The 26,068-nt window shown below is 42.5% G+C and carries 25 protein-coding genes; 12 read left to right on the top strand and 13 right to left on the bottom strand.

The features are described from left to right. Nucleotides 1–46 precede the first annotated feature (46 nt). Nucleotides 47–1,411 carry an MFS transporter gene (locus M998_RS14160; RefSeq protein WP_068439674.1) on the top strand — a complete coding sequence of 455 codons (1,365 nt, stop codon included), beginning with the start codon at nt 47–49 and terminating at the stop codon, nt 1,409–1,411. A gap of 52 nt (nt 1,412–1,463) precedes the next feature. Here M998_RS14160 and M998_RS14155 read toward each other — a convergent pair whose 3' ends face one another. Next, on the bottom strand, nt 1,464–1,955 hold the full coding sequence (locus M998_RS14155; protein ID WP_068439672.1) for a YajQ family cyclic di-GMP-binding protein: 492 nt from the start codon (nt 1,953–1,955) through the stop codon (nt 1,464–1,466). Nucleotides 1,956–2,201: 246 nt separating this feature from the next. Here M998_RS14155 and panE point away from each other — a divergent pair, with 246 nt between their 5' ends. Then, on the top strand, nt 2,202–3,113 hold the full coding sequence (gene panE, locus M998_RS14150) for a 2-dehydropantoate 2-reductase (RefSeq protein WP_068439319.1): 912 nt from the start codon (nt 2,202–2,204) through the stop codon (nt 3,111–3,113). Beyond that, a complete protein-coding gene (gene yajL / locus M998_RS14145) occupies nt 3,076–3,669 on the top strand; it encodes a protein deglycase YajL (RefSeq protein ID WP_068909450.1) in 594 nt (197 codons plus the stop codon). The genes panE and yajL overlap by 38 nt, the downstream gene beginning before the upstream one ends. 45 nt (nt 3,670–3,714) lie before the next feature. Here the strand turns inward: yajL and thiI are convergent, their stop codons facing one another. Continuing rightward, nucleotides 3,715–5,166, bottom strand: a complete 1,452-nt coding sequence (gene thiI / locus M998_RS14140; RefSeq protein WP_068909448.1) for a tRNA uracil 4-sulfurtransferase ThiI — start codon at nt 5,164–5,166, stop codon at nt 3,715–3,717. Between the two features lie 232 nt (nt 5,167–5,398). Between thiI and xseB the strand changes: the two genes are divergently transcribed. The 4 genes from xseB (at nt 5,399) to caiF (ending at nt 9,528) form a co-directional block, all read left to right on the top strand. Continuing rightward, on the top strand, nt 5,399–5,650 hold the full coding sequence (gene xseB / locus M998_RS14135; RefSeq protein ID WP_068439314.1) for an exodeoxyribonuclease VII small subunit: 252 nt from the start codon (nt 5,399–5,401) through the stop codon (nt 5,648–5,650). 3 nt (nt 5,651–5,653) lie between these two features. Then, nucleotides 5,654–6,571 (top strand): (2E,6E)-farnesyl diphosphate synthase, encoded by a 918-nt coding sequence (ispA, locus tag M998_RS14130; protein WP_068909446.1) that lies wholly within the window; start codon nt 5,654–5,656, stop codon nt 6,569–6,571. Between the two features lie 136 nt (nt 6,572–6,707). Then, nucleotides 6,708–8,573, top strand: coding sequence for a 1-deoxy-D-xylulose-5-phosphate synthase (dxs, locus tag M998_RS14125; protein WP_068909445.1), 1,866 nt, complete (start codon nt 6,708–6,710; stop codon nt 8,571–8,573). A gap of 562 nt (nt 8,574–9,135) precedes the next feature. Next, on the top strand, nt 9,136–9,528 hold the full coding sequence (gene caiF / locus M998_RS14120) for a carnitine metabolism transcriptional regulator CaiF (protein WP_068439309.1): 393 nt from the start codon (nt 9,136–9,138) through the stop codon (nt 9,526–9,528). Nucleotides 9,529–9,597: 69 nt separating this feature from the next. On the opposite strand, the gene caiE is transcribed toward caiF, so the two are convergent. The 6 genes from caiE to caiT all read right to left on the bottom strand — a co-directional run bounded on the left by caiE (nt 9,598) and on the right by caiT (nt 16,706). Beyond that, nucleotides 9,598–10,191 (bottom strand): carnitine operon protein CaiE, encoded by a 594-nt coding sequence (caiE, locus tag M998_RS14115; protein WP_068909443.1) that lies wholly within the window; start codon nt 10,189–10,191, stop codon nt 9,598–9,600. 24 nt (nt 10,192–10,215) lie between these two features. Beyond that, nucleotides 10,216–11,001, bottom strand: coding sequence for a crotonobetainyl-CoA hydratase (caiD, locus tag M998_RS14110; protein WP_068439305.1), 786 nt, complete (start codon nt 10,999–11,001; stop codon nt 10,216–10,218). 37 nt (nt 11,002–11,038) lie between these two features. Continuing rightward, entirely contained in the window at nt 11,039–12,598 is a 1,560-nt protein-coding gene (gene caiC, locus M998_RS14105; protein ID WP_068909441.1) for a crotonobetaine/carnitine-CoA ligase, read from the bottom strand. A gap of 70 nt (nt 12,599–12,668) precedes the next feature. Next, nucleotides 12,669–13,889, bottom strand: coding sequence for an L-carnitine CoA-transferase (gene caiB, locus M998_RS14100; protein ID WP_068909439.1), 1,221 nt, complete (start codon nt 13,887–13,889; stop codon nt 12,669–12,671). A 118-nt stretch (nt 13,890–14,007) separates the two neighbouring features. Next, entirely contained in the window at nt 14,008–15,150 is a 1,143-nt protein-coding gene (gene caiA, locus M998_RS14095; protein ID WP_068439299.1) for a crotonobetainyl-CoA dehydrogenase, read from the bottom strand. Nucleotides 15,151–15,188: 38 nt separating this feature from the next. Beyond that, nucleotides 15,189–16,706 carry an L-carnitine/gamma-butyrobetaine antiporter gene (gene caiT, locus M998_RS14090; RefSeq protein WP_068439298.1) on the bottom strand — a complete coding sequence of 506 codons (1,518 nt, stop codon included), beginning with the start codon at nt 16,704–16,706 and terminating at the stop codon, nt 15,189–15,191. Nucleotides 16,707–17,277: 571 nt separating this feature from the next. Between caiT and fixA the strand changes: the two genes are divergently transcribed. From fixA to M998_RS14065, 5 genes are all read left to right on the top strand, one after another. Then, a complete protein-coding gene (gene fixA, locus M998_RS14085) occupies nt 17,278–18,051 on the top strand; it encodes a putative electron transfer flavoprotein FixA (protein WP_068909438.1) in 774 nt (257 codons plus the stop codon). An 11-nt stretch (nt 18,052–18,062) separates the two neighbouring features. Further along, nucleotides 18,063–19,004 carry an FAD-binding protein gene (locus M998_RS14080; RefSeq protein WP_068909436.1) on the top strand — a complete coding sequence of 314 codons (942 nt, stop codon included), beginning with the start codon at nt 18,063–18,065 and terminating at the stop codon, nt 19,002–19,004. A gap of 64 nt (nt 19,005–19,068) precedes the next feature. Further along, nucleotides 19,069–20,355: an FAD-dependent oxidoreductase FixC gene (fixC, locus tag M998_RS14075; RefSeq protein WP_068439293.1), complete on the top strand. Its 1,287-nt coding sequence runs from the start codon at nt 19,069–19,071 to the stop codon at nt 20,353–20,355. Beyond that, a complete protein-coding gene (gene fixX / locus M998_RS14070) occupies nt 20,352–20,639 on the top strand; it encodes a ferredoxin-like protein FixX (RefSeq protein ID WP_068439291.1) in 288 nt (95 codons plus the stop codon). The genes fixC and fixX overlap by 4 nt, the downstream gene beginning before the upstream one ends. Nucleotides 20,640–20,717: 78 nt before the next feature. Beyond that, nucleotides 20,718–22,043 (top strand): MFS transporter, encoded by a 1,326-nt coding sequence (locus M998_RS14065; protein ID WP_068909434.1) that lies wholly within the window; start codon nt 20,718–20,720, stop codon nt 22,041–22,043. A 145-nt stretch (nt 22,044–22,188) separates the two neighbouring features. On the opposite strand, the gene pgpA is transcribed toward M998_RS14065, so the two are convergent. The 5 genes from pgpA to ribD all read right to left on the bottom strand — a co-directional run bounded on the left by pgpA (nt 22,189) and on the right by ribD (nt 26,066). Next, nucleotides 22,189–22,707, bottom strand: coding sequence for a phosphatidylglycerophosphatase A (gene pgpA / locus M998_RS14060; RefSeq protein ID WP_068909432.1), 519 nt, complete (start codon nt 22,705–22,707; stop codon nt 22,189–22,191). Next, nucleotides 22,707–23,690 carry a thiamine-phosphate kinase gene (gene thiL / locus M998_RS14055; protein WP_068909430.1) on the bottom strand — a complete coding sequence of 328 codons (984 nt, stop codon included), beginning with the start codon at nt 23,688–23,690 and terminating at the stop codon, nt 22,707–22,709. The genes pgpA and thiL overlap by 1 nt, the downstream gene beginning before the upstream one ends. Before the next feature lie 188 nt (nt 23,691–23,878). Further along, entirely contained in the window at nt 23,879–24,295 is a 417-nt protein-coding gene (gene nusB, locus M998_RS14050) for a transcription antitermination factor NusB (protein ID WP_068439283.1), read from the bottom strand. A gap of 82 nt (nt 24,296–24,377) precedes the next feature. After that, nucleotides 24,378–24,848 (bottom strand): 6,7-dimethyl-8-ribityllumazine synthase, encoded by a 471-nt coding sequence (gene ribH / locus M998_RS14045; RefSeq protein ID WP_068439281.1) that lies wholly within the window; start codon nt 24,846–24,848, stop codon nt 24,378–24,380. Nucleotides 24,849–24,950: 102 nt separating this feature from the next. Then, nucleotides 24,951–26,066, bottom strand: a complete 1,116-nt coding sequence (gene ribD, locus M998_RS14040) for a bifunctional diaminohydroxyphosphoribosylaminopyrimidine deaminase/5-amino-6-(5-phosphoribosylamino)uracil reductase RibD (protein ID WP_068909429.1) — start codon at nt 26,064–26,066, stop codon at nt 24,951–24,953. Nucleotides 26,067–26,068: the final 2 nt, after the last annotated feature.

Below are 26,068 nucleotides of genomic sequence, written 5' to 3'. Positions count from 1 at the left end.
GAGCGTAGCCAACACCGCTACGGCTCGAAATATGACGAGTATTTTTATGAATGATAATAAAATGACCCTACTTGAGCTTAAAGCCACTTGGGGACTAGGGTCTGTTTTCTCCCTGCGAATGCTGGGAATGTTTATGGTCTTACCTATTTTGACCAGCTATGGAATGCATTTGCAGGGTGCAAGTGAATTTTTAGTGGGTGTTGCCATTGGCATTTATGGGCTTAGCCAAGCGGTATTCCAAGTTCCATTCGGCTTGATGTCGGATAAAATTGGCCGTAAGCCATTAATTGTTTTTGGTTTAATTATTTTTATTATTGGTAGCATTGTCGCCGCACTGAGTGATTCTATTTGGGGAATTATTATTGGCCGTGCGTTGCAAGGTGCTGGCGCCATTTCGGCTGCCGTGATGGCATTACTTTCCGATCTAACCCGAGAACAAAATCGCACTAAGGCAATGGCCTTTTTAGGAATTAGCTTTGGGTTAACCTTCGCTATCGCCTTAGTCTTGGGCCCTATTGTTACGCATTTTGTTGGTCTAAGTGGGCTGTTTTGGGGAATTACGCTGCTCGCCGTTGGAGCGATTATTGTAACGCTATTTGTGGTGCCAAACAGCAATAACCACGTGATGAATCGAGAATCTGCCTTTGTTAAAGCCAATTTAAAAGCGGTCTTGATGCACCCACAACTTCTCAAACTTAATATTGGGATTTTGTGTTTACACTCCTTATTAATGTCGAGCTTCGTAGCCCTCCCTTTGATTATGACGGATGCAGGATATCTGGCTAAAGATCACTGGAAAGCCTATTTAGTGACGATGCTGATTGCCTTTGTCACGGTGCTACCTTTTATTATTTACGCAGAAAAATACCGTAAAATGAAGCAAGTTTTTCTGTTTTGTATTGTGGTTCTTGCGTTAGCCGAAATCACATTATGGTTATCAGGTAGCCAACTTTGGGTTATCTTCCTCGGCCTTCAGCTTTTTTTTATTGCATTTAACATAATGGAAGCCATTTTACCCTCACTTATCAGCAAAGAAGCACCCGCAGGATACAAAGGGACAGCGATGGGCGTCTATTCCACCAGCCAGTTTATCGGTGTTGCTATTGGGGGAATACTTGGAGGTTGGTTATACGATTTCGAAGGTGCGAGTACCGTGTTTATCAGTGGGTTAGTGCTCACTATAATATGGTTTATGGTCAGCTTGACGATGAACCAACCGCCTTATGTCAGTAGTATTCGTATCGAATTACCTCATCAATTTAAAAATAAGGCCCAACTTCAACACTGCCTTGAAACTCAAGCCGGTGTGATGGAAGTGGTGATTATTGATGAAGAAATGAGTGTTTACGTTAAGGTCGATAGGAAAATAATTACACGGGAACAGCTAGAAACGATGATAAAAACACTTTAAATAACGGCAATAAGCCCGCATCTGGCGGGCTACCCGGTAATATAGCAAATTATTAATCGCGGAAATTATTAAATTGGAACGGCTGCCCCAAATCACCACCACGTACTAATGCCATAACACCTTGCAAGTCATCACGGGCTTTCCCGGTCACACGAACCTGTTCACCTTGGATCTGAGCTTGAACTTTCAGCTTACTATCTTTGATCAATTTAATGATTTTCTTCGCAATAGCGGCATCAATCCCTTCTTTTAGCGTCACTTCAACGCTGTACATTTTTCCACTATGAACGATATCTTCTGGGACATTAAGCACTGCGCCATCAATTCCGCGCTTAGCCATTTTTTCTCTTAAAATATCAATAAGCTGAAGAACCTGAAAATCGGATACGCTAGTCACTTTGATTGATTCATTCTTCTCATTCAGTTCAAAGCTTGCTTCAACATTTTTAAAATCCCAACGGCTAGTCAACTCACGTTGAGCATTTTCTACCGCATTACGTACTTCACTCATATCAACTTCGGATACAATGTCAAATGATGGCATGATTAAGGCCTCTCCTAATAAAATCGTTAAGCGCATGATAACGTCTTTACCCGTTATACTTCAAGTTATAGACACTTAGCGGTAGCCTCTCGCTACAACTCTGATGACTTAGAGTATATACTGGAAGGGTATCTGACAAACCTCGTGATACAAGGTGTTATACCCGTCATTATCCACGTTGTAGCGTTATCGTAGACCTGCAATTCGTATTATTTGGGTATAGAGATCCCATTTCAGAGGGAAGCGATGAAAATAACCCTTATTGGCTGTGGCGCAATTGGTAAGCTTTGGCTTGCCACGCTTGCGACTCAAGGACATGACATTCAAGGCTGGTTACGTGTTGCTCAGCCTGATTTATTTGTCGATGTTAATCAACCTGATGGTCATACCTTTCGTGAATTAATCCCTTGTAATAATATTAACCACCTCAATAGTAGTGAGCTTATTATTGTTTGCTTAAAAGCATGGCAAGTTTCTGATGCGCTTTTACCCTTACTTGGTAGCATTCCTGAAACTAGTCCAATATTGCTGCTGCATAACGGCATGGGAACGCTTGAGGAGTTAGGCCATTTACGCCATCCATTTCTCAGTGGCGTCACGACACATGCTGCTTGGCAAGATAATAATCAAGTATTTCATGTCGCCCAAGGGGTAACCCATATTGGCGCGGTAAATTCCCAAGCTGAATCCTATTATCCTATTGCTGATATTTTACATGAAGCTTTACCGGATGTAGCTTGGCACAATCATATTGAAGCAACGTGTTGGCGAAAGCTAATTGCTAACTGTGTGATTAACCCGCTCACGGTTGAATATGATTGTAAAAATGGTGAACTGCTCAATCACCCTGAAAAAATCAAACGTATTATTGATGAAATTTGCCAAGTGATGACCGCAGAAGGGTTACATACCGATATCATTGAGCTCACCGAATATATTTATGGCATTATTTATAATACTGCAGATAACTACTCGTCAATGCTGCAAGATATTCGCAAGAACCGACGTACAGAAATTGATTACATTACAGGCTATTTAATTAAACAAGCCAGAGCACACGGTCTTCATACTCATGAAAATGATCGTTTATACCACTTAGTTAAAAATCGAGAACAACAATATGACGGCTTCAGTTCTAATATGCATAGCAAATGGTAGCGAAGAAATTGAAACAGTGACTACCGCTGATTTACTCGTCAGAGCGGGAATCCAGGTCACTTTAGCCAGTGTAAATGAAGATGGAAGCCTTCAAATTACCGCCTCAAGAGGCATTAAAATTATTGCAGATATCCCGTTAATTAAGGTGGCAGATGAACCTTTTGACGCTATCGTTTTACCCGGCGGAATAGAAGGCGCCGAAACCTTCCGTGACAGCCCTTTAGTGGTTGAAAAAGTTCGCCGTATGCATCTTGATGGGAAAATTGTTGCGGCTATCTGCGCTGCACCTGCATTAGTCCTTGAATACCATCAGCTATTCCCTTTTGGCAATATGACGGGATACCCTTCAACACAAGATAAAATTGCCGCAAATAGATGGGTTGACCGACGTGTTTACTTTGATGAGCGCGTCAATTTACTGACTAGCCAAGGCCCTGCGACTGCTTTTGATTTTGGTTTAAAACTGATTGAATTATTAGTTGGTCGAAAAATTGCAGGGGAAGTTGCTGGTCAGCTGGTGTTACCTAATGGGATTAATGATTATCTTGAAGACTAATAAAAAACGCGTAATACAATGATTACGCGTTTTTTCGATTAACAATTATGGGCGATACACTTTGATATTATCAAAACCTTGCTCTTTCAAATATAGCGCTTGTAAACGACTCATAACGCCTCGCTCACAGTACAGCAAATAGGTTTTCTCTTTTGGTAAATCACCAAATTGCGTTCCCAGTCGATAAAATGGAATATGTTTAATTTCCATTCCTTCGATTATCAGCGGTTTAACATCATGCTCATCTGGCGAACGAATATCTAAGATAACTTCATTATCAGCAGATAGCTCATTAACCATTTCCACTTCAGGTACTTTTTCAAGGCTTTCTTGGGCAATTTGGCGGATATCAATGTTTTTTGACTCTTGAACCACTGCATCAAGAATACTGAAATCAAAGTTTGCTTCTTCCGCTTCAATGCGCGCTTTAATAGCCTTAACCGTTGGGCTTTTCGAAATAACACCACAATACTCTGGCATGGTTTTCGAAAAATCTTCTGTTCCAATATGACGGGCAACTTTAATAATGTGCTCTTTGTCATGGGAAATAAGCGGTCTTAAAATCAAGGTATCCGATGCGTTATCAATTAGACGTAGATTGGTCAGCGTTTGGCTAGAAACTTGGCCTAAAGCTTCACCGGTAACAATCGCTTGTACGCCATAGCGCTCTGCGACTTTAGAAGCGGCTCGAACCATCATGCGTTTTAATACCACACCCATTTGGCCATCATCCACTTTCTCTAAGATTTCAGCGACAACGGGTTCAAAGTTCACGGCAATAAAACGAACTTTATGTGAACTCCCAAAACGGTTCCATAAGTAGTGTGCAATTTGCTTTACACCAATCTCATGAGCCGCGCCACCTAAATTAAAGAAGCAGTAATGAACACGGCAACCACGACGCATCAGCATATAGCTAGAAACACCTGAATCGAAACCACCCGAAATTAAGGATAAAACATCTTCTTGAGTCCCAATAGGGAAGCCACCAATACCTTCGATGCGCGCTTTAACTAAGATAAGGTTTTCATCTTCAATTTCTAAATGGACGGTTGTATCTGGGTGCGTTAATTTTACTTTTGCGGAGGCGATGTGTTGATTAAGCCCACCACCGATGTAGCGCTCAGCTTCTATTGAGGTAAATTCGTGTTTACCTCTACGCTTTACACGGACACAAAAGGTTTTATTTTCAAGAGAGGCGCCATAGTATTCATGCGTCATCTCATAAATATGATGTAGGCTTGTGAAAGGTTTTTCTTCGACTTCAAGGATATGGTGGATCCCTGGGATACGACTGAGCATATCGCAAATTTCGTCGTGTTTTGTTTCCCCTTTTACACGCACTTCAATGTTATCCCAATGACGGACAACGGCGATTTCTTCGCCAAGCGGCTTGAGGACATTACGGATATTACTGGTAAGGATCTTGATAAAACGAATTCTTACAGTCTGGCTTTTAATCGTAATTTCTGGGAATAACTTAATGATAAACTTCATAATAGCTGTATGTTCAACGTTAGAGGGGAAAACAGACGCATCTTAAAAGTGATATACTTACACTCTACCAATTGTCAATATAGGAAAGCATTATAGCACTATCTTGCGTACTGAATCTAAAAACACCAATAATAAATTGTATCCACGGCGAGACTACGCTAGTCTGCTAAATAATTAAAATATCCTCGACAAAATGACTTAACATTAGTGACGCATGAGTGGCTAAAGAATTATGGCTAAAGAAAAATCCCAACAAGTTCCACCTGTCAGTTTTGAAAACTCGCTTAAAGAACTCGAGCAAATTGTTGCGCGCCTTGAATCAGGCGATCTTCCTTTAGAAGATGCTTTAAATGAGTTTGAACGTGGTGTTCAAATTGCGAAGCAGGGTCAAAAAGTCTTACAACAAGCAGAACAACGCGTACAAATCCTGCTAAGTGACGATGAAAATAAACCCCTAGACAATTTTTCACCTGATACAGAATAAACTATGTCTGAACAACACCCTGATCGTTTTACATTACAGCAACAACAAGCCCACGATAGAGTTAATCAATACCTACTAGATGCCTTGAATTCATTACCCTTTGCTGACTTACCGTTAGCGGAAGCGATGAAATATGGCACTTTATTAGGGGGTAAGCGTTTACGCCCCTTCTTAACTTATGCTGTTGGGTCAATGCTTGGTGTCAACCAAGAAAATTTAGATGTTCCCGCTGCTGCTGTTGAATGTATTCACGCTTATTCACTGATCCATGATGATTTACCCGCCATGGATGATGATGATCTACGTAGAGGCCAGCCAACTTGTCACATTAAATTTGGTGAAGGTAATGCGGTTTTAGCTGGCGATGCACTGCAAACATTTGCATTTCAATTACTTTCTTCCGCGAAGATGCCAGATGTTTCTGATAAAGATAGAATCGCAATGATTGCAGAACTGGCTTATGCAAGTGGATTAGCCGGTATGTGTGGCGGACAAGCCCTCGATCTTGATGCGGAAGGTAAACGTGTCGACATCACTGCTCTAGAGCGTATTCATCAACATAAGACAGGGGCGTTAATCCGCGCAGCTATACGCCTAGGCGCATTTTCTGCGGGTGAAAAAGGCCGCCAATTACTACCCGCTTTAGATAAATACGCTGAATCAATCGGGCTTGCCTTTCAGGTTCAAGACGATATCCTAGACGTCATTGGCGACTGCTCCGAAACAGGCAAACGCCAAGGCGCAGATGCCGAACACGAAAAAAGCACCTATCCTTCTCTATTGGGCCTTGAATCTGCACAGAAAAAAGCACGTGAGCTCTATCATAATGCGATCGCTGCCTTAGAGACGATTCAGTCACAAGGCTATAATATAGAGATGCTAAAAGCGTTAGCTAATTTTATAATCGAGCGTAAAAGCTGACAATATGCTTTGCCTTTTAGCACCGATAAGATCGATAATTACCACATTTATTACCCGGCGTAATTTAAATTGTATGGCACGCTATACCCTACAATTTAAAGAATGACGGGTTTATCTATTTAAAAGTGAGCACCTAATGAGTATCGACACCGCTAAATATCCAACGCTGTCACTGGCAGAAACACCAGACGAATTGCGCCTGTTGCCGAAAGAAAGCTTACCTAAGCTTTGTGATGAACTCAGACAATTTTTGCTGAGTAGCGTTGGTCGTTCTAGTGGCCACTTTGCTTCCGGCCTTGGTGCCGTTGAACTCACCGTTGCATTACACTATGTCTATAAAACGCCGTTTGACAATCTAGTATGGGATGTAGGCCATCAAGCTTACCCACATAAAATTTTGACCGGCCGTCGCGACCGTATTGATACTATTCGCCAAAAAAATGGGTTACATCCCTTTCCATGGCGCGATGAAAGTGAATATGACATCTTAAGTGTGGGCCATTCATCAACATCCATTAGTGCAGGATTAGGAATGGCAATTGCGGCGGAGAAAGAGCGCAAAAGCCGAAAAACGGTTTGTGTGATTGGTGATGGCGCAATTACGGCGGGTATGGCTTTTGAAGCGATGAATCACGCCGGTGATGCCGCACCAGACATGTTAGTTATCCTTAATGATAACGAAATGTCTATCTCTGAAAACGTAGGTGCGCTCAATAATCATTTAGCCCATTTACTTTCAGGCAAGCTATATACCACGTTACGTGAGGGGGGGAAAAAAGTCTTTTCAAATCTCCCGCCGATTAAAGAGCTGCTGAAAAAAACAGAAGAACATATTAAAGGCATGGTTGTTCCGGGAACCATGTTTGAAGAGCTAGGCTTTAATTATATAGGCCCTGTGGATGGTCATGATGTTATTGCATTGACTCAAACACTGAAAAATATGCGTGACTTAAAAGGTCCTCAATTTCTGCATATTATGACCAAAAAAGGTCGAGGCTATGAGCCAGCAGAAAAAGACCCGATTAGTTGGCACGCAGTACCTAAATTTGATCCCAGTACTTTTGCCCTGCCAAAGAGTAAAGAAACAGGCCCAACATTCTCAAAAATTTTTGGTGATTGGTTGTGTGAAGAAGCGAAAGATGACGACAAACTGATGGCGATTACGCCAGCAATGCGTGAAGGTTCAGGAATGGTACGCTTTTCAAAAGAGTATCCAGACCAATACTTTGATGTGGCCATTGCTGAGCAGCATGCAGTCACTTTTGCTGCAGGCTTAGCGATTGGGGGTTATAAGCCTATTGTCGCCATTTATTCAACATTTTTACAGCGTGGTTATGACCAACTGATCCACGATGTGGCTATTCAAAAAGTGCCGGTGATGTTTGCTATCGACCGTGCGGGAATTGTCGGTGCTGATGGTCAAACTCACCAAGGCTCATTTGATATTTCATTCTTACGCTGTATTCCAACCATGGTAATCATGGCTCCGAGTGATGAGAATGAGTGCCGCCAAATGCTTCATACCGGATATCATTACCAAGAAGGGCCAACCGCAGTTCGTTACCCTCGCGGTACAGGTACAGGCGCTGAGCTGCAACCATTATCACCACTTCCAATCGGTAAAGGGGTTATTCGTCGCCAAGGTGAGAAAATCGCTATCTTATGCTTTGGCACATTGCTCAGCCATGCTTTAGAAGCTGCCGAGCAATTAAATGCAACGGTCGTCGATATGCGATTTGTTAAACCACTTGATGAAGAATTAATTCTTCAAATGGCTAATAGTCACGAATTGATTGTGACATTAGAAGAGAACGCCATCATGGGTGGTGCGGGTAGTGGTGTTAACGAGTTTTTAATGCACCAGAAAAAGATCCTGCCTGTACTAAACCTCGGTTTACCTGACTTCTTTATTTCACAAGGTAGTCAAGAAGAGTTAATTGCCGAGCTTGGGCTAGACACCGTGGGTATTATCAAATCGATAAATACTTATCTAGCGAAATAAATTTTTTAACTAGGCATTACTTACCGTAATGCCTACCCATCCTATCATTAATGTCATTTCTTATTTTTAACCTTTTTTATATTTAACAGATATAACTTTGAAGCTATTTAATTTACATTATAAATGTATCTCAATATCATTTAATTATAAAACCTCACATCAGCCTATTTTTATTATATTATCCTTCAATTACCCTTACTATGGATTCAAAATACGTAAATAGCTCTATTGTAAATAATTCAAATAAACACATGCAAATTATTTTTAAATCTATTAGTATGAACTGTATCACTGTCTTTTATCTAAATTTGGTCATGGCTCACGCTGACGAAATCGACAAGATGACTAGGCACGATATTAATTTAATTAGTATTTTTACTAAACAATGACTATCCATAAATAACTATGATATTAATTTAACAATTTTAACCAGGTCTTAATTAATCTATATATTTATTTTCTTGTTTAATAAATAAAGAACAATCAGTCTCTATTAAAATTACAATTAGCATATCTTTACTCTTTATTTAAAAGAAATTAATTATTAGATTTGGGAGTGCTTATGTGTGGACAATATATTAACGAACCCTTGTACTTAACTATTGCAAATTGGGTCTTGAAACAAGACCGCTGGACAACCGCAAGAGAAATATCTAATAACTTTGATATTCCGCATCCGAATGCAGTTAATATTGTTTCTTATATTCTATCGGATGTTGCTGAAATCCAATGCGAAGTTAAAATGATCCCAAATAAATTATCCGGTAGAGGATGTCAGTGCCAAAGATTAATCAAAGTCACACGGATTGATAATCAGCTCTATTCTAGGCTCAGAGGCTATCAAGCTGAAAAAGTCACATTGAGTTCCCCAGCTAAAATGGCGGCAGTGCCCCCGAGTGAATTTAATCAAGCACAGAAATGGCAATGGATGCTATCAAAAGCGCAGCGACGTTAATTATTAACATTATAAATAAACGCAGGGGATTAACCTGCGTTTATTATTCGCTAAATACGAGCTCGATATTCACTGCCCTTTCGGTTTAACGTCTGTCGTTCCGGTAAGTTGTGGGCGATTCGGTTCAATCTCAGTTAATGGTACCGTTTCCGCTAAACCTTGATGGTATCGTCCGGCTAAATCTTGGTATTCCTTGGTATTTAATTGTTTCCAATGTAGCTCTTCATCCGTCACATTACGCAAATATCGTGCAGGACTTCCCACCAGAAGCTGCCTTGTCTCCCCTTTAAAGCCCGCTTTAACAAAGCTCATAGCCGCAACAATGCATTCATCACCAATTACAGCACCATCCATAATTACACTGTGCATACCAATTAATGTATCGCGCCCAATAATACAGCCATGAAGTATGGCACCGTGCCCGATATGGCCACATTCACGGATAATAGTTTCGACACCACTGTACCCATGCATGATGCAGCCATCTTGCACATTGGCACCTTTTTCAATAATTAAGCGCCCATAATCACCGCGTAGCGAGGCATTTGGCCCAATAAATACGCCTTCTCCGATGATGACATCACCAATGATAATCGCTGACGGATGAACATAAGCCGTTGGATGTACAACCGGAATAACACCTTCAAATGCATAAAAGCTCACAACCCCTCCTACTTTTAGCCAACATTAACGTCCTTTCCAGTTTGGCTCTCTTTTTTCAGAAAATGCGAGAGGTCCTTCCGTTGCATCATCAGAGTGTAGGACAGCAGGATAGTTTGTCAAAATACCACTACGCATTAGGTTATATCCCTCTTCAACAGATAACTCTGCCGTTGCACGGAAAATTTCTTTTAGTGCAGCAACGGCGAGAGGAGCACTTTGCGTAATTTTTTCGGCGAGTTCTCGTGCTTTTTCCATCAATTGTTCGGCAGGAACAACGGCATTAGCAACCCCCCAACGTAATGCTTCCTGTGCATCCATGCGTCTTCCTGTCATCACCATTTCATTGACGATTGGCGCAGGCACAATTTTAGGTAAACGCAATACACCGCCGCTATCAGGTACAATACCTAATTGCGCTTCTGGTAGGGCAAAGCTGGCATTTTCAGAGCAGATAATCATATCGGCAGCCAGCGCAAGTTCAAAGCCACCACCAAAAGCATAACCATTGACTGCGGCAATAACCGGCTTGTTAAGATTAAAAATTTCGGTTAATCCTGCAAAGCCACCTGGGCCAAAATCTGCATCAGGGGCTTCACCTTCAGCGGCGGATTTTAGATCCCAACCGGCGGAAAAGAAACGTTCTCCGGCGCCAGTAATAATAGCAACCCTCAGTGTTGGATCATCCCTAAAATTCAAAAAGACCTCACCCATTTCAAAGCTTGTTTTTGCATCAATCGCATTGGCTTTGGGTCTATCGAGGACAATTTCCAGTATTGCACCATTACGTGTAATTTTTAAAGATCCACTCATAATTTAACCCTTCCATAACTAAAATAAGTTAATGTGATTATTTCAGATGTTTTTTGAGCACTTTCCCAGAGCAGTTGCGGGGTAAATCCTGACGAACTTCAACCCATGATGGCACTTTGAATTTCGCCATCTGTTTTTCACAAAATGCAAAAAATTCTTCCTGAGTTAGCGTTTCCCCCTCTTCCAACACAATAAATGCCTTAATCGCTTCATCGCGGATTTCATCAGCAACACCAATTACCGCAACATCAATAATTGCAGGGTGCGACGCAATGATATTTTCAATTTCACTGCACGAAACATTTTCCCCGCAGCGCTTGATCATATTGCTGCTTCTATCCACAAAATAGAAAAAACCGTCATCATCCTGATAAGCAAAATCCCCAGTGTGCATCCACCCCTCACTATCAAAGGCTTTTTCCGTCGCTTCAGGATTATTGAAATATTCTTTGAATAAGGTTTTACCGCGCTCACCTTTTACGCAAAGTTCGCCAATCACGCCAGTCTCTACGCGCTGGTTTTTTCTATCTCTAATTTGTGCTTGATAGCAAAAACCGGGGCGACCAATGGAAGGCCAGCGCCGTTTATCACCAGGTCTATCACCAATTAAACCGACAATCGTTTCCGTCATGCCATACGAAGTCAGTAGCCGTTCCACACCGAAGCGTTCCATAAACTGATCTTTCTCTTCATCACTCAAATTGAGATAAAACAACACTTCCCGTAAACGATGGGCTTTTTCATTATCTGCAATTGGCTGACTGAGTAAGGTGCGGATCATCATGGGAATGCATTCAGTTACCGTGGCTTGATATTTCACAATTTGTTGCCAGAAACGCCGAGCGCTGTATTTTTCTAGCATGACAAATGTGGCACCGACCGAAAATGCCGCCAAGGATGCGGTGCATTGGCAATCAATGTGGAATGCAGGCATGACAGTGAGATAGATATCATCTGAACGCAGTGCACATTGCCAAGAGGAGTAATACCCTGCAAATCGCAGGTTATAGTGGGTGATGATCACCCCTTTAGGTTTTGAGGTTGTGCCTGAGGTAAACAAGATTTCCGCTGTATCTTCAACATGTAATTCGACTTTGTGCAATAAATCAGCCTCATGTTCGGCTTGTTGGCGAACAAAGTCTGATACCTGCTGATTACATGCAACCGGGGTATTAGAAATCAGAAAGATATGCTCAAGTATCGTGTCATTATCATCTAAAATACGTTGATAAATGTCGGCAAAATGCGGTCGAGTGACAACCATTCGCGCCTGACAATTTTGCATGATCCAAGCACTTTCTTCGTACCTAAACCGCGCATTGACAGGCACCATGATCGCCCCTATTTTTGCCAATCCAAACCAGCAAAAGAAAAATTCAGGGCAATTATCGAGATGTAATGCAACCTTATCGCCTTTTTTTATGCCATAGGCCAAAAAGAGATTTGCGGTGCGATTAATTTGCTCATTCATCTCTAAATAGCTAAATTCACGCACATGTCCTTCGCAGGATTCAAATATAAGCGCCTTTTTAGTTTGATAGGTTTGAGCAAGATCATCCCACATCTGACGCAAATTTTGCTTACCGATTACATCCATTAATTGTTATCCCATCATTTCCCTGATGGATAAACAGACCAATAGCACATTGGCTTGACTATCCATTCAATTACTCAACAATTTTGGCTAGCCCTTTGTCGACTAACCCCTTAATTTCGTCTTCGTTATAGCCAATATTTTTTAGAATCTCTGTGGTATCCATACCGTGTGATGGCATACCGCGCCAAATTTTTCCTGGATTATTTTTGAATTTTGGCATTACGTTAGGCCCTTTACAGCTACGCCCATCCATGGTCTGCCACTCGGTAATCGATTCACGTACAATGTATTGTGGATTACTTTCAAGTTCAGGAATGGTCAAGACTTTGGCGCTGGCGATATTCAGCTCAGTGAGCCTTGCCAGCACATCTTCCATTGAACGAGCCCCTAACCATTCATCGAGTTTTTCTTCAACCAATGGGCCATATGGGCACTCAACACGGTGAATTAACTGCGTTCCTTCTGGGATTTCAGGGGTTCCAAGTAAGTGGGCAAGACCGATATCTTTAAAAATTTCTTGAACCTGTGTGATACCGACAATTTCCATCACGATATAACCATCATTACAGCGATATAAACCGCATCCTGCGTAATAAGGGTCTTTCCCTTTGGTCATCCGCGGGCATACTTCGCCGCCATTGAAATAGTCCATCATGAAATATTGCCCCATGCGTAGCATCACTTCGTACATGGCAATATCAATACTTTCGCCTTTCCCGGTTTCTCGTACCTTATACAGTGCAGCTAATGCTGCCGTAGTAGCCGTCATCCCTGAGAAGTAATCAGCGGTATAAGGGAAAGCCGGCATTGGCTGGTCTTTATCGCCATTTTGGATAAGATAGCCACTGAAAGCCTGCGCAATGGTGTTGTAAGCGGCAAGATTGGTGTATTGCGGGTCGCCATACTGGCCAAAACCGGATAAGTGAGCAATGACCAGTTTTGGGTTATGCTGCCAAAGCACTTCATCGGTGATACCTCGACGTGCAAAGGCTGGGCCTTTACTCGCTTCGATAAAGATATCTGTGGTTTCCATTAATTTAAGAAACGCTTCGCGCCCTTCATCTTTGAAGATATTGAGGGAAAGTGCGCGTAAATTACGGCGTGATAGTTGTGGGTAGTTCGGTTGCACTCGGATAGTATCCGCCCATGCGACATTCTCTATCCAGATAACTTCTGCACCCCATTCAGCAAACATTTGTCCGGCAAAAGGGCCTGCAATTTCAATTCCTGAAAAAACAACTTTTACCCCTGACAACGGTCCAAACTGGGGCATTGGTAAATGGTCAGCCATGAAAAATCTCCTGTGAAACTCGACGCTAAATAATTCAAATAGCTTGTTGCTTGAACTATTTAGTGTCTCTGTTGATCCCCTGAAATTTTCAGAGGATCAATCAACGACAATCCCGTTTCTAACGATACTGTTTAAGAACACTTCGACCTAAGGTCAGTATTTGCATTTCGTCAGAACCGCCAGATACACGATCCACACGCAAGTCACGCCAGAAGCGTGAAATCCGGTGTTCCCCCGCAATCCCTACGCCACCAAGTACCTGCATCGCAGAGTCCACAACTTCAAATGCTGCATTAGCACAGAAGTATTTACACATAGCCGCATCACCCGAAGTGATCAAACCGTTGTCACTCTTCCATGCAGTTTCGTATAACATGTTGCGCATTGAATTGAGCTTGATCGCCATATGGGCAAATTTTTCTTGGATTAATTGATAACGACCGATGGCTTCACCAAATTGGACACGTTGGTTTGCATAACGCGCCGCATCTTCAAATGCACACATCGCCGTCCCATAGTTAGTAAGGGCAACAAGGAAGCGTTCGTGGTCAAACTCTTCTTTCACACGATTAAACCCGTTACCTTCGCGACCAAACATGTCTTTTTCATCAAGCTCTACGTTATCAAACGTGATTTCGCAGCAGCTATCCATACGCAGACCCAGTTTTTCAAGCTTATTCACTTTGATGCCCGGTTTGCTCATATCCACAAACCATTCAGTGAAAATCGGTTTATCCGGCGAGCTTGCATCACGGCTCATCACCACCACATAAGGGGTGTAAGCACTACTGGTGATAAAACATTTGCTACCGTTTAGGTACACTTTGCCATCACGACGCGTGTAGTTAGTTTGTAAGCTACCCACGTCAGAACCAGCACCCGGCTCAGTAATTGCCGAGTTCCACATCTGTTTACCCGTACCACGGAATGCCATAATTTTATCAATTTGCTCTTGCGTCCCTTCTCTAAGCACAGTATTAAAACCGCCCGGTAATTGATAAAGCACATAGGTCGGCGCACCAAGACGACCAAGCTCCATCCAGATAGCCGCAACGGTAATGAACCCTGCCTCTAAACCGCCGTGCTCTTCTGGGATCAGCAGGTTATCGATTTCCATATCCGCCAACGCTTTCACAAAGCGTTCAGGATACTTACTGTCACGGTCACATTCAGCAAAGTAGCTTTCCCAGTTTTCACTGGCCATTAATTCGCCAACCCCTGCGACAAATAGCTCCTGCTCATCATTCAATCTAAAATCCATATCAATAACCTCTTAAATGTTGTTTCTAAATAAATTAGTTAGTCATCCTTCCAATGCACTTTTGCATCTTTAATGAAGGAGAGCGTGACCATGATGTTGACGAAAAAAAGTGGGCATCCTCCGGCAATGATTGCGGTTTGAATCGGTTTCAATCCACCTAAAGCCAGTAACACAATACCGATAACACCGACTAAGACAGACCAACCAATACGCACTAACAACGGCGGTTCTTCACCGTCTTTCACTGCGCGACAAGTCGACATAGCAAGAGTGTATGAACAAGCGTTAATCAGTGTGACGGTGGCAATAAAGCAGAGGATGAAGAAGCCCCAAATTGTGACAGTGCTCAAAGGTAAAGCGGCCCATGTTTCAATGATGGCGCGGGGAACGCCGAACTCATCAATCAGTTTAGGAATGTTAATTAAATCTTTATCAATTAATTGCAGCGTGTTACTGCCTAAGATTGTCCAAATCAATGTTGTTCCGGCAGTGAGTCCTGCCACCATACCGATACACAATTCACGAACAGTACGGCCTTTGGAAATACGGGCGAGGAAAATACACATTTGAATGGCATAGATAACCCACCAAGCCCAGTAAAATACCGTCCAACCTTGTGGGAATCCGCCTTTGCCGATAGGGTCTGTATAGAACAGCATACGCGGCATATACATCATTAATGTTCCGATAGAGTCCGTAAAGTAGTTGACCATAAAACTTGCGCCACCCACGATTACCACCCATCCAAGCATTAAGAAACTGAGATAACTACGCACATCACTGGCAATTTTCACCCCTTTTTGCAGTCCAAAGGCAACGCAAATCGCATTCAATATTATCCAACAGAAAATAATGATCGCATCCAGTGCTAGGGTATGGGGAATACCAAATAAATATTGAATACATTCAGTAACTAACGGTGTGGCAAGCCCCAAGCTGGTTCCCATTGCTAATATCAATGCAACCAGATAAAAGTTATCAACAATCGTGCCGAACCAGCCGTTAACGTGTTTTTCACCCACCAGCGGAACCAATGTACTACTTGGTCGAATAACATCCATTTTACGTACAAAGAAGAAGTAGCCAAATGCAACGGTTAAGAAGCTATAAGTTGCCCAAGGCAATGGTCCCCAATGGAATAAGCTATAGGCTAGACCAATACCTTTGGCTTGATTCGAGTAGGGTTCAAAATCAAAGGGCGGCGCTGAAACATAGTAATAAATTTCAATTGAGCCCCAAAAAAGCACCGCAGCGGAAGTACAAGATGCGAACATCATGAAAATCCAACTTGCTCGGCTAAACTCAGGTTTTTCTTCACCCAGGCGTTTTTTAGCGTAAGGGCCTAATATTAACCAAAACCAGCCACCAAACATGATGACCATATACCATTCAAAAGCCCATCCCCAGACATTGGTGACATAACTAAAAACATCGTTGATAACGGCATTCGAGGCATCTAAGTCACGTACCGTTAGCCAACACAATAGTCCGACAATAATCAATGGCGGAAAAAAAACCTTGGGTTCTATTCCTACCTTTTTATTTTCTTTGCTCATAGGTCGATTCCAATTTATTATCTTTAATATATAAGCTTTAAAATAATAAATATTTAACATTCGTGTAATAGCGTTTAAATAGATATTATTCTCAACACCCCACCACTTATTTACTATTATATTTAAATCAATTTAATTAATTAATAATTCAATAACTATTAAAATAATGTCGGCTAGCCATAAACAATTCTGTTATTAAGGTCACAATATTATTCGTGATAAACAATTGTTACTATTTCTTTATTTTAAAAAACAACAATTACCTTTAAATACAGTTAGATAATAATTATTGTAACGGTTGTGTTAATAATAGACTTCAGTATTGGTGATTGCGGTAGCATTATTGGACATTTAAGCGCTAAGTTAATGATTTTTACAATATTGGTGAGTAGTCTATCAACATGCAAACTTAAACAGGTTTTAATTTAAGGTTTTCAATATTGGTGACTTAGGTTTTATTTTTAAATGTCTAAGTTATGGTACTTATATATTCCGAAACCCTAATCAATCCATACCACAAGTATTTTAAATTTTAGCAGTCATATCTATTAAATATATTTCAGGAGATGTAATGAAGATAATTACATGCTACAAATCGGTTCCAGATGAACAGGATATTATTGTCAATGCTACAGATGGCTGTTTAGATTTTTCACGTGCAGACACTAAAATTAGCCAATATGATTTAAATGCCATTGAAACTGCGAATCAATTAAAAGCGCAGCAGTCTGATAGTCAAGTTATTGCATTAAGCGTTGGTGGAAAAGCACTCACCAATATGAAAGGCCGCAAAGATGTATTATCTCGTGGCCCCGATGAATTAATCGTTGTCATTGATGACCAACTCGAACACGCCCTTCCTCACCAAAGTGCCGTAGCCATTAGCGCAGCAGCCAAAAAAGTGGGTTTTGACCTGATTATTTGTGGCGATGGTTCTGCCGATTTAAATGCTCAGCAAGTCAGTATCTTAGTCGGTGAAGAGCTTCAAATTCCAGCCATTAATGGCATTAAGAAAATTGTCTCCATCACACCCGATACAATCGTTGTCGAGCGTGAACTTGAAAATGAAATTGAAACTTTATCCATTACGTTACCTGCGATTATTGCAGTGACTTCCGATATTAATGTGCCAGTTATCCCATCAATGAAAGCCATTCTCGGTGCAGCGAAGAAACCCGTTCAGGCTTGGACACTCGCCGATATCAACCTAAGTGATATCACCGCCTTGTCTACACAATCTATTGCTGCACCAAAACAAAAAGTGCGTCAGCGCATCATCATTGAAGGTGATGGGGACGAGCAAGTTGCGCAATTCGCTGAACATCTTAGAAAAATCATTAATTAATCGGGGGCGTTATGAGCAAATTATCAACAGTTTGGGTATTCAGTGATGCAACTTCTCGCTTAGCAGAACTCGTAGGTGGTGCACTGACTTTAGGTGAGCAAGTTAATGTTCTCGCACTGGATGAAGCACAATCCACACAAGCATTTCAACTTGGTGCAACACAGGTTTTTCAGTTAACAGGTAAACCTGACAACCGCATTATTGAAGACTATGCAGATACCATTGTCGCGACGATCAAACAGCATGGTGATGTGGGTTTATTGTTATTACCTAACACACGCCGAGGCAAACTACTTGCTGCACGATTAGGTGCAAGGCTGCAATCTGCCGTTTCTAATGATGCGGCAAGCCTTGTTATTGAATCAGGTTCTGTCGTTGTTAAGCATATGGTTTATGGTGGTCTCGCATTCGGTGATGAAACATTAAACACAACCTTTTCCATTGTTACTGCCACAACCGGTACATTCGATGCCGCACCAAGTGATACATCACGTAATGAAGCAGCTCAAACTGCGAAATGGCTGGAACCAAAACAATCTGTCATACGTACCTCGATTCAGAAAAAAGCAGGTAACTCCGTTGAATTAGATAAAGCGCGTCTTGTTGTCAGTGTTGGTCGAGGTATCGGCAGCCAAGAAAATATTGCTGTCGCGAAAGAATTGGCAAACGCTATTGGTGCTGAAATCGCCTGTTCTCGTCCTGTTGCCGAAAATGAAAAATGGATGGAGCACGAGCGTTATGTTGGAATTTCCAACCTAATGTTAAAACCTGAATTATATCTTGCTGTTGGTATTTCAGGTCAAATTCAACATATGGTCGGTGCAAATGGCGCACAGTACATTGTTGCAATTAACAAAGACAAAAATGCGCCTATTTTTCAATTTGCAGATTATGGGATCGTCGGGGATTTATTCAAAATTCTCCCTGAATTAACCCGTCAATTAGCTAAGTAAACATAAAGCAGTCGGGAATTATCCACGATGACTCCCCACTGTTTCGTTAAGCTTTGGAGAAACTATGTCCGATGATATTTTTGATGCAATCATTGTAGGCGCTGGTCTTGCTGGCTCGGTTGCTGCACTTGTTCTTGCCCGTGAAGGTGCCCAAGTTCTCCTAATTGAAAGAGGAAACTGTGCGGGTGGAAAAAACGTCTCTGGTGGACGAATGTATGCTCACAGCCTTGAACGGATCATTCCCGGCTTTACACAACAAGCCCCAATAGAGCGCATGATCACCCGTGAAAAACTGTCATTTATGACAGAAACGGGCGCGGTTACAGTCGATTACCAAAATGGAATGGAGCAAAACCCAGATGAGACCTCTTGGTCAGTATTAAGAGGAAAGCTTGACCCATGGTTAGTCGAACAAGCTGAAAATGCAGGGGCGCAATGCATCACAGGGATCCGCGTAGACAAACTCGTCGAACGTGAAGGTAAAGTTGTTGGTGTTGAGGCAGATGGTGACATCCTAGAGGCCAAAGTAGTCATTCTGGCTGATGGTGTGAATTCTTTATTAGCAGAGCAGTTGGGCATGACCAAACCCGTTAATCCAGAACATGTCGCCGTCGGTGTTAAAGAGCTGATAGAACTGCCAAAAGATGTTCTACAGAACCGCTTTAACCTACAAGGTAACGAAGGTGTAGCATGGCTATTTGCCGGTTCGCCAACCGATGGATTAATGGGGGGAGGCTTTTTATACACCAACGACTCCACCATTTCTCTAGGATTAGTTTGCGGTCTACATCATATCAAAGAGGCAAAAAAATCGGTGCCTCAAATGTTAGAAGACTTCAAACAACACCCTGTTGTCGCCCCGCTTATTGAGGGCGGAAAAATGATTGAATATGCCGCACACGTTGTTCCTGAAGCCGGATTAAAAATGCAATCGGAGCTGGTACGTGATGGGGTATTAATCGCTGGTGATGCAGCCGGAATGTGCATGAATTTAGGCTTTACCATCCGAGGGATGGATTTAGCTGTTGCATCAGGTGAAGCGGCTGCCAATACAGTACTTAACGCGATGAAGAAAGAGGATTTTTCAAAACAAGGTTTGAGTGAATACCTGACACGCCTCAATGAAGGCCCTCTGCGAGACATGAAAGCCTACCAAAGAATGCCGGACTTCTTGGATAATCCGCGGATGTTTTCTGACTACCCACAAATGGCGGTAGGAATTGCGAAAAAACTGTTCACTATTTCAGACGCTGCCCCAATACCTCTGCGTAAAACGATGATGATGCATGCAAAACGTGTTGGTTTCATGAACCTACTTAAAGATGGCATAAAGGGAGTGAGAGCGATATGAGTACGCCAGTTAACGTGGACGTCAAACTAGGTATTAATAAATTCAATGTTGACGAAGAAAATCCACATATTGTTATAAAACAACATCCTGATATGCAAGTTCTGGAAATATTAACCAAAGCTTGCCCTGCGGGTTTATATAAAAAACAAGATGACGGTACCGTTCGGTTCGATTATGCCGGCTGCCTTGAATGTGGAACATGCCGCATTCTTGGGCTAGACAGTGCTTTAGAAAAATGGGAATACCCACGGGGCACCTTCGGTATTGAATTTCGTTACGGCTGATTGACTAGACATTCACTCTCGGAGCTTAACCGCTTCGGGGGGCATATTGATTCGTCTAGGCTAATTCAGGGATATAGCATGCAAGCGAAAAATTTTGATGATATTCAGTTCTCATCCGTACATCGCCGAATTATGTTGTGGGGCAGTGGTGGGCCCTTTCTTGATGGCTACGTACTGGTCCTGATTGGTGTCGCCTTAGAGCAATTAACCCCACTACTCAGTTTAGACAGTGAGTGGATCGGTCTATTGGGCGCAGCGACACTCGCCGGTTTATTTATTGGTACATCGTTATTCGGTTATATTTGTGACCAAGTTGGTCGCCGAAAAATGTTCTTAATCGATATCTTGGCTATCGGTATCATTTCCGTTGCAACCATGTTTGTCTCGACGCCATTTCAGCTACTTATTATGCGCTTTTTAATCGGTATCGTGATTGGTGCAGACTACCCTATCGCCACCTCAATGATCACCGAATTTTCCAATACTAAACAACGGGCATTTGCCGTCGGGTTTATTGCGGCTATGTGGTATGTTGGGGCGACTTGTGCCAACCTCGTCGGTTATGCATTGTATGATGTGGAAGACGGCTGGCGCTGGATGCTAGGTAGTGCAGTTATTCCTTGTATTGTGATTTTGATTGGTCGCTTTGACTTACCTGAATCACCGTTGTGGCTAATGCGCAAAGGTCGAGTTAAAGAGTGCCAAGCCATGATGACCAAATTATTCGGTCAACCGGTGATATTCGAAGCGGAAGCACAACAGAAAACCTATTTTCGCCAACTGTTTAATAAACGTCATTTTTCTTTTGTTTTATTTACCGCCACTATTTGGACTTGCCAAGTTATTCCTATGTTTGCCATCTATACCTTTGGCCCCCAAATTGTTGGGCTGCTCGGTTGGGATCAAGGAAAAAGCGCCGCGCTCGGTAATGTAGTCATCAGCTTATTCTTTATGTTAGGTTGTGTTCCTGCCATGTATTGGCTAAATAAAATGGGTCGGCGTCCGCTATTGATTGGTAGTTTTGCCATCATGACCATGGCACTCGCCACGCTTGGGCTATTTTCCAACCTCGGCATTTTATTAGTCATTACCATGTTTGCTATCTATGCTTTTTTCTCTGGTGGCCCCGGCATTTTACAATGGCTTTACCCTAATGAGCTATTTCCAACCGATATCCGTGCATCCGCAGTCGGCGTTATTATGTCTATCAGCCGTATCGGAACTATTTTTTCAACCTGTGCCTTACCGATGTTTATCAGCGAGTATGGTATCAATAGTGTGATGTTAATGGGGGCAGGCGTTTCTTTGCTTGGGTTGGTTGTTTCGATATTATTTGCACCAGAAACCAAAGGGTTAACCCTAGCGCAAACATCGGTGATGAGTATTAGCCGAAATAAGCAATAAGCAATATAGCGTTATAGCATAACAGCGTGAAACTCTAAATAATTCGTGTTGTGGCAAGGCGGCAAATAAGGATGTCTCGGGGAGCATACACCAGTATGTGACCCGTGCAGCCGCACCGCCACAGCGTGAAGTATGACGAGTATCGCTAGTTTGCCGAAAAGGGCATCAAATCATACCACACTAACAGCCAAATGGTGACGTAGGCAAAAATTGCCGCAATAATGTCATCGATCATGATGCCAAATCCGCCGCCGACTTTACGATCAAAAATACGGATTGGCCATGGCTTCCACATATCGTAGATGCGGAAAATAAAAAAGCCGGTAAGTACCCATTCCATGCTGATGGCTGGGATAGCCATCAAGGTTATCCACATACCAATAAACTCATCCCACACAATACTGCCATGGTCATGAATTTTCATATCATCAGAAGTTCGTTGACAAATTAGGCAGCCAATCCAAAAACCAACAATAATAATGACCCAGCAACTCCATATGGGCATTCTGGCCATCAATAACCAAAAAGGGATCGCCGCGAGCGACCCCATCGTTCCAGGCACTATAGGCGATAAGCCGCTACCAAAACCCGTCGCCAGAATGTGCCACGGGTTGCGCATGTCTAACCGTTTCTTCGCTTCTGCTTTTTCTTGCGCACTTGCCATTAGACACCTTCCAAAACAAAATGATCAAAACCTTTTAGATTGACATCGACTGCTTGGTTATTGCAAAAGTAACTGATCCCTTCTGACTGCGGTTTTATCTGACCTATGCAGGTAAAGCCTGAGCCCGTATGTGCTAATGCCATTTCTAGCGCACCTCGGTTCATCTCAGGCACAGTAAAGCAAAGTTCATAATCTTCACCACCACTCAATGACCACAGACGAGCTTGATCCACCGAGCAACTTTGCTTTAATGCCTCTGATTGAGGTAATGCATCCAAATTAATACGTGCGCCACAACCACTCGCTTTAAGTATATGATTGAGATCCGATACTAAACCATCAGAAATATCGATAGCTGATGAGGCTAAGTTTCTCAATGCTTGACCTTGCAAAATACGGGCTTGAGGGCGTAAATGACGACCGACTAACCACGCTTGATGTTCCGCATTAGCTGGATACAATCTATCCTGAAGTATAGCAAGTCCTGCGGCACTATCACCTAATGTTCCAGTAACATAAATCCAGTCGCCATTACGCGCTCCAGCGCGGGATAATGCCTTCCCCGTCGGCACTAAGCCATGAACCGTATAAGTCAGGCTCATCGGGCCACGTGTTGTGTCACCGCCAATCAGTTGCATTCCATAATAATTAAGCTGTTCAAATAAACTATCACTGAATGCGGCTAGCCACTCACAATCAATACTTGGCAAGGTGATCGCCAGAGAAACCCAAGCAGGATCAGCGCCCATCGCAGCAAGATCGCTTAAATTTGATGCCAGTGATTTATAGGCAAGGTCTGCGGGGGATATATCAGGTAGGAAATGAATACCAGAAACTAAAGTATCGGTACTCACAGCAAGCTGCTGTTTTTCAGGGATAGTCATCAACGCACAGTCATCACCAATACCGATGTTTACATCACGTCGGTTTGTCGTTTGACGATTAAAAAAACGCGCGATGAGGTCAAATTCGCCATATGACATGGTAGATTTTCCATTTTCGCTATAACTATTTTCGTTTTAAACGAAACGAATAAATTATACTCTAAATAATTCGGGTTGTAGGATATAGCCAACACAACGATAACCCAAAACATGATGAGTATATTGGTAGACTGGAACCCAGCCTACCAATTACAACTGTCGTATTACAGGAGGGAACCCTGAATTTTTTATTTTTTACTACGAACTGCGGGCGCGGCTTTATCTAGCACACCATTAACAAATTTATGGCTATCTTCCGCACCAAATACTTTCGCAAGCTCAATACCTTCATTGATTGCGACTTTAAAAGGTACATCTTGGCGATAGCTAAGTTCATACATAGAAACGCGTAAAATAGCTTTTTCTACCTGACCTAACTCTTCAAGCTGGCGAGACAGATACGGGCTCATCAGTTGATCAAGTTTAATGGCATTATTCGCAACACCCGATATCAGTTCACGAAAATATTTCACGTCTACGTCTGACATGTCCTGTTCGGCGATAAATTCATATTCCACATCGGCAATTGGATTACCGGATAATTGCCAAGAATAGATGGCCTGTACAGCACACTCACGAGCGCGGCGACGAGCAGCAGGTTTCACAAGATTCCCCTTAAATTAAAAAACAATACACTGCATACTTAGTTAGCGTTATATAGGCAACGCAATGTATGAAATGTATCTATCAGCCTTTTATAGCCGTAATAACATTAATCATTTCTAATGCGGTTAATGCAGCTTCAGCGCCTTTGTTACCCGCTTTAGTACCTGCACGCTCAATAGCTTGCTCGATATTTTCAGTGGTTAACACGCCAAATGTCACGGGTACATTGCTGTTCAGTGCAACACTAGAAAGCCCAGAACTACATTCGCCAGCAACAAATTCGAAGTGAGCGGTGCCACCACGAATAACCGTACCTAATGCAATAACAGCATCGTATTTATTCGTTTCAACAAGCGCTTTCACTGCTAATGGCAGTTCATAGGCACCTGGAACCCATACAACGGTGATATTGTCTTGAGAGACTTGGCCAATACGCTCTAGCGCATCAATCGCACCGTCTAGCAGACTATCATTAATAAAGTTATTAAAACGAGCGATAGCGATGGCAACACGCGCTTTTGGCGCAGCAACAACACCTTTAATTACGTTCATAGTCTTCCTTTAATATTAATTATAACCCGCGGGGCGCGGATTTTATCACATTCTTTCATCAACTGTATGAGTGATTTTCGGCAAACCGCCAAAAAAACACATTTACCCTATAGGACGAAGTCTGACTCGCAGGTCATCACCAACTTTTATTACTTCGGTAAATTCAAATTTTGGCGCATCCGATAATGCACTCAGCGCAGGAAAATCGACTAAACCACGGGCATTATCACCGAGTAACTTAGGGGCAATGTAGACGATCAACTCATCGACTAATCCCAGCTTTAATAATGAACCCGCAAGCTTAGCACCAGCTTCAACCCAGATACTATTCACATTTCGCTTTGCAAGCTGCATCATTAGAACAACTAAATCTATCCCTTTGTCATCAGCAAGAATAGCAATTTGCTCAACCTGACCTTGCCAAGCCGCATTTTCATCCAGCTTGGAACGCACAAGCCAACACTCACCATCAAGTTGAGTGACTTTATGTTCTGGCGTAACACGATTGTGGTTGTCTAATACAATTCGAATGGGCTGGCGTAGTTGTTCTTCTGGATAAACTTGCTGTATATCTTTGGGTAGTTCATTCCAACGTACTGTTAATGATGGGTCATCTGCAATAACCGTATTACTGGTACTGAGGATAGCACTGGCTTCAGCGCGTAATGCTTGAACATCTTGTCTTGCCGCAGGACTAGTGATCCACTTACTTTCCCCCGATTCAAGGGCTGTTTTGCCATCTAACGAGGCAGCAAGCTTCAATTGAATATAAGGGAACCCAGTTCGCATACGCTTTAAGAAACCGCGATTAATGGCTTCGGCATCCTCTAATAAAAGATTGGTTGCAGTTTCGATACCCGCTTTCGAAAGCATATACAGGCCTCGGCCTGCAACTTGTGGATTGGGGTCTTGCATCGACGCAACAACTCGGCTAACACCTGCATTAATTAGCGCTTCAGCACAAGGTGGCGTTCGACCATGATGGCTACAAGGTTCAAGGGTGACATAGGCCGTTGCCCCTTTCGCTTTATCGCCAGCCATTCTTAAAGCATGAACCTCAGCATGGGGTTCCCCTGCTTTTTGGTGATACCCTTCGCCGACAATCACACCATCAAGAACGATAACACAGCCAACGTTTGGGTTTGGAGAGGTTGTAAAACGGCCTTTTCGTGCTAATTCAAATGCACGAGCCATATAAATGCGGTCTTGTTCAATCATCT

Origin of the sequence: Providencia heimbachae ATCC 35613, assembly GCF_001655055.1 — a bacterium.
In the GTDB taxonomy this organism is placed as follows: Bacteria; Pseudomonadota; Gammaproteobacteria; order Enterobacterales; family Enterobacteriaceae; genus Providencia; species Providencia heimbachae.
The sequence above is the reverse complement of the archived record's forward strand: the minus strand, read 5'-3'. Positions and strand labels throughout refer to the sequence as shown.